This window comes from Frankia sp. CeRuru1, assembly GCF_977966315.1.
Genome location: NZ_CDWWEW010000099.1, coordinates 1 through 4,841 on the forward strand (window position 1 = coordinate 1; position 4,841 = coordinate 4,841).

General features: G+C 70.7%; 6 protein-coding genes. 1 reads left to right on the plus strand and 5 read right to left on the minus strand.

The features are described 5' to 3' along the window. From AC08OP_RS09870 to AC08OP_RS09885, 4 genes are all read right to left on the minus strand, one after another. Positions 1-1,406: DHA2 family efflux MFS transporter permease subunit (locus AC08OP_RS09870; RefSeq protein WP_476613914.1), on the minus strand; the 1,406-nt coding region annotated here is incomplete at its 3' end. 3 nt (positions 1,407-1,409) lie between these two features. Further along, on the minus strand, positions 1,410-1,589 hold the full coding sequence (locus AC08OP_RS09875) for a hypothetical protein (RefSeq protein WP_476613915.1): 180 nt from the start codon (positions 1,587-1,589) through the stop codon (positions 1,410-1,412). After that, complete coding sequence (locus tag AC08OP_RS09880) at positions 1,586-2,035, minus strand: ester cyclase (RefSeq protein WP_476613916.1); 450 nt, start codon at positions 2,033-2,035, stop codon at positions 1,586-1,588. Before AC08OP_RS09880 ends, AC08OP_RS09875 begins: the two co-directional genes overlap by 4 nt. Then, entirely contained in the window at positions 2,032-2,838 is an 807-nt protein-coding gene (locus AC08OP_RS09885; RefSeq protein ID WP_476613917.1) for a thioesterase II family protein, read from the minus strand. Before AC08OP_RS09885 ends, AC08OP_RS09880 begins: the two co-directional genes overlap by 4 nt. A 175-nt stretch (positions 2,839-3,013) precedes the next feature. Here AC08OP_RS09885 and mhpA point away from each other — a divergent pair, with 175 nt between their 5' ends. Beyond that, positions 3,014-4,624 (plus strand): bifunctional 3-(3-hydroxy-phenyl)propionate/3-hydroxycinnamic acid hydroxylase MhpA, encoded by a 1,611-nt coding sequence (gene mhpA / locus AC08OP_RS09890; protein WP_476613918.1) that lies wholly within the window; start codon positions 3,014-3,016, stop codon positions 4,622-4,624. Here the strand turns inward: mhpA and AC08OP_RS09895 are convergent. Further along, positions 4,621-4,841: HAD hydrolase-like protein (locus AC08OP_RS09895; protein ID WP_476613919.1), on the minus strand; the 221-nt coding region annotated here is incomplete at its 5' end. The two genes, mhpA and AC08OP_RS09895, sit on opposite strands and share 4 nt — an antisense overlap.

The following is a 4,841-nucleotide window of genomic DNA, read 5'->3' on the forward strand; positions in this document are numbered from 1 at the left end:
CAGCGCGTCCTTGACCTCCTCGGCGTCGATCCCACCCACCCACCGTGATCATCAACCGGCCCCGTCAACCCATCGAAACCAGATGTGCGGAGCACAGGTTCCTGGACGACCTTTTGCCGTGGCAGGAAGAGCGCCGGCACCACGCAGCAGGCGATCAGGACGAGTGCGACCAGATACGTGTGCCCGAAGGCGGTCGCGAGGGCGGAGCGACCCTGGTCCAGTACCTCGCTGGTCACTTCGCTGGAGGGCACCGCACCCTGCGACACAGCACTGTAGGTACTCGCGGCGGACCCGGCGAGCACCTGGTTGGTGAGAACAACCGACAGGACCGCTGTTCCGATGGAGCCGGCGGTCTGTTGAATGATATTCATCATCGTCGATCCACGGGCGATCTGGTGGTCGGTGAGGGTGGCCAGGGCCGCCGACGTGATCGGCATCAGGGTCATCCCCATCCCGAGCCCCATCACGAACAACGCACCCGTCAGGAGCGGAAAGGAGGAGGTGGTGGTCACCTGGGTGAACACGGCCATGCCGGCCGCGATCAGCGCAAGGCCGCCGAGCACGATCCTTCCCGGACCTGTCCGGTCGGTGAGCCGGCCGGCCAAAGGCATGGTCAGCATGGCGCCCAGTCCCTGCGGCGCCACGAGCAGCCCGGCGTTCAGCGTGCTCTGGCCCCGCACCTGCAGAAAGTAGCTGGGAAACAGCAGCATGCTGCCCATGAACGCGACCGCGAACAGCGTTCCGGTGACCACCGAGACGGTGAGGTTCCGGTTGGTGAACAGGCGAAGATCGACCAGCGGATGGTCCTGACGCAGCGCGTGCAGCGTGAAGCCGATCATCAGGGCCAGTCCGACGATGCCCGGGACGAGGACCTTCACGGCGGCGACGGTCCCGGCCCCGGGAATCGAGGAGACCCCGTAGAGGAGCAGGGCGAGCCCTGGCGACAAAAGAAGCATGCCGAGAAAGTCGAACGACTCACCGGGCTGCGGCTGGTCCTTGTCCAGCACATGGAGCGAGGCGACGAAGGCAACGATGCCGATCGGAACGTTGATCAGGAAGATCCAGGGCCAACTGGCGGTCTGGATCAGCCACCCGCCGAGGATGGGTCCGCCGATCGGGCCCAGCAGCATCGGTATCCCCAGCATCGCCATCACTCGGCCGACCCGGTCCGGACCGGCTGCCCGGGTCAGCATGGTCATGCTGAGGGGCATCAGCATGCCGCCGCCGAATCCCTGCAATACGCGGAACGCGATCAGGGGACCGATGTCCCACGCGACGCTGCACAGCGCCGACCCGGTGGTGAACAGCACGATCGAGGCCAGGTACAGGCGCTTCGTACCGAATCGGTCGGCGGCCCATCCGGTCGCCGGGATCACCATGGCCAGCGCGAGCGTGTAGGCCGTCATCGTCTAGGCGACGGTCACGTAGGACGCGTGGAACTCGCGCTGGAAGGTGGGCAACGCCACGCTGACCACAGTGGTGTCGAGGATGGACATGATGGCGCCGAGTGCCGTCACGCCCCCGACCATCAGGACGTTGCGGTCCAGTTTCTCGTTGTTGCCCGTCGCGGGCAGCGAAGCCGTCGTCATGCTGGCGCTTCTGGTAGCGCGCCGAGTTCGCGCAGCAGCACCAGCTCGTCGGCGATCACTTGGAGCGCGGTGATCTGGCCGTCCTCGATCGTGAGGACCTCGATCGTGGGCACCCGGACGCTGCGGCCGGTCGCCTCCAGGGTGCCGATCGGGGTGGGCAGCGGGCCGACGTGCCGGCCGCGCATCTCGAACGCGAGGGCTACGCCCTGCGCTGTCGGAATCTGGAGCGAGACCTTGGCCACCAGGCCTTCGTAGGCGAGGTGCAGGCCGCGGACCTGGGCCGCGAGCCCCGCGACGGGGACCGGCGTCCCGTTCACCCGGACGGGGTCGGCGAAGATCCGCAGGAAGCCCCCGACCAGGTCGGAGTCGCCGGACGGCGGGGTGAACCAGAGTCCCAGCAGGTCACGGACCAGCTCGTCGTGAGCCTCCAGAGCAGGCTTCGTCATGGTGTCGTCTCCATCGGTGGCCGGAGATCCGGCCTCGCGGGCCGGATGCGGGTCAGGACGGCCGGAACCGGCAGGAGGCTGGCGCGCAGGAGGTCCAGCACCTCGCTCGCTCGGTCGACGAGGTAGAAGTGGCCGCCCTCGAAGGTCCTCAGGTCGGTCTCGGCACGGGTGTGTGCGCTCCAGTCCTGGGCTTCCTCGGTCGAGACCTGGGGGTCGGCGTCGCCCATCAGCACGGTGATCGGGCAGTCCAGCGCACGCCCCGGCTCATGGCGGTAGGTCTCGACGGCGTGGTAGTCGGCCCGCAGCGGCGATATGATCATCTCGACGACCTCGGGATCGGACAGCATCGCCTGGCTGGTGCCGTTGAGCTTGAGCAGTTCGGACACGAGTCTGTCGTCCGGCTCGGTTCGCAGATGCTCGTCGCGGTACCGGGACGGCGCGCGCCGCGCGGAGGCGAAGAGCCGCACGGGGGCGGGCAGCCCGGCGGCCGCCAGCCGGAGCGCGACCTCGTACGCCACCAGCGCGCCCATGCTGTGGCCGAACAGCGCCAGTGGCCTGCCCGCCAGCCCACGCACTGCCGCGAAGCTGTGCTCTGCCAGCTCGGACAGCATGGTGAGGTTGGGCTCGTGCCGGCGGTCCTGGCGGCCCGGGTACTGGATCGCGACCGTCTCGACCTGCGGGGCCAGGGCTTTCGCCACCGGGTAGAAGAAGCTGGCCGACCCGCCGGCGTGCGGGAAACACACCAGGCGCACGGGAGCGTCCGGCACCGCCTCGTACACCCGCGTCCAACTCGTGCCACTCATCCGCCGTGGGCTCCTTCCGCCGTTGGCACATTGGTCCCGCGTACAGACAGCACCGTAGGTGGATCGCGGCGGGCCTCGGCATCACCAGGTCTGATAAGGAATCCCGGCCACCGGGGGCGGGAGGGGCGCTCGCCATTAGCCTGCAGGCATTCTCCGGCGCGCGTAGGGATGGACAATGCCTGACGAGAATCCGGACAACGCCGACGTTCTCGTGGTCGGCAACGGCCCGGTCGGTGCCGTGCTGTCGGTGCTGCTGGCGCAGCAGGGCCATCGGGTCACGGTGCTGGAACGCCGGCCCCGGCCCTACCTGCTGCCCCGGGCCACGAGCTTCGACGGCGAGACCGCACGGCTGCTGGCCGCCACCGGGATCGGGCCGCGGCTGCCGGGCGTGACCGAACCGGCGACGGGCTACCAGTGGCGGACGGCCGACGGCCGCGTGCTGTTGGACATCGCCTTCACCGCCGACGGGCCGTTCGGCTGGCCCGATGCCAGCACCATGCACCAGCCCGCTCTGGAGGAGCTGGTCGCCGGGCGGGCGGCAGAGCTGGCCGGGCTGCGCCTGCGCCGAGGGCATGAGGTCACCGACATCAGGGACGGCGAGCACGGCGTCACCGTCACCACTGCGGGCGACGAGGGTGAGACGACGTTCTCCGCCCGCTGGCTGGTCGGCTGCGACGGAGCCAGCAGTTTCGTGCGCGACCATCTCGACGTGCCGGTGACCGATCTCGGGTTCTCCTACGAATGGCTGCTCTGTGACGTCAGGCTGCGCCAGGAGCGCGAGTTCACGCCCACCAACGTGCAGGTCTGCGACCCGGCCCGGCCGACCACGCTGGTCGGCAGCGGGCCCGGCCACCGGCGATGGGAGTTCATGCGGTTGCCCGGCGAGAGCAGTGCCGAGCTGAACCGCGACGAGACGGCCTGGCGGCTGCTCGCCCAGCATGGCGTCACCCCGGACACGGCGAGGCTGCTGCGCAGCACCACCTACGTGTTCCAGGCCCGGTGGGCCGAGCGCTGGCGGGCCGGGCACGTGCTGCTCGCCGGTGACGCCGCCCATCTCATGCCACCGTTCGCCGGCCAGGGCATGTGCTCGGGGATTCGCGACGCCACCAACCTGGCCTGGAAACTCGACCTCGTGCTGCGAGGGCAGGCCGGGGCGGCGTTGCTTGACACCTACACCGAGGAACGCCGGGAGCAGGTACGCGAGTCCATCCTGGCCTCGGTGCAGCTTGGGCGGGTGATCTGCGTGACCGACCCGACCGCGGCCGCGGAACGCGACGCCACCGTGCTCGCGGGGGCCGCGGCCCGCGGCACGGGTCGGCCCGAACCACCGAAGCCACTGACCACCGGGCTCCTGCGCCGTGACCCCGCGTCCGGTGACCCGGCCGCCGGCGCGGGCGTCGTGGTGCCGCAGGGTCGGGTCGCCACCGGCGGCCGGGAAGGCCGCTTCGACGACGTCGTGGGGCGAGGTTTCGTGCTGCTGACCGCAGGCGACCCCGCGGAGCTGGGCGGGGAACGGCTGCGCTTCCTGCGGAATCTTCCGGCTCACGTCCGGCGGGTGGTCGCCGACGACGTCCGCGCCTGCGGAAGCGCGGACGTCGTCGATCGTGACGGCGTCTACAGCGGTCTCCTGGCCCGGCACGGCGCGACATCGGTGCTGGTCCGGCCCGACTACCAGGTGTTCGGCGTGGCCGACGGGCCCGAGGCGACGGCCGACCTCGTCGACGACCTCCGTGCCCAGCTGCCCGCGGCCGTGCCGGCCCGGCCCGCCCCGCCGCGGGACGTCTAACCAGCCGGGACCGGCGGGCACAGTGCCAGCAGCTCGGCCGGCCGCCGCAGGACGGCGTCCGGACCGGAGGCGACCAGCTCGTCCTCCTCCGGCGCGGCCCAGAGCGCGGCGACCGCGGCGACGTCGGCCGCGCGGGCGCTGGCGAGGTCGGTGAGCGCGTCGCCGACCATGACGGCCGCGGCCGGGGACACGCCGAGCCGATCGAGAGTGTGAAGCA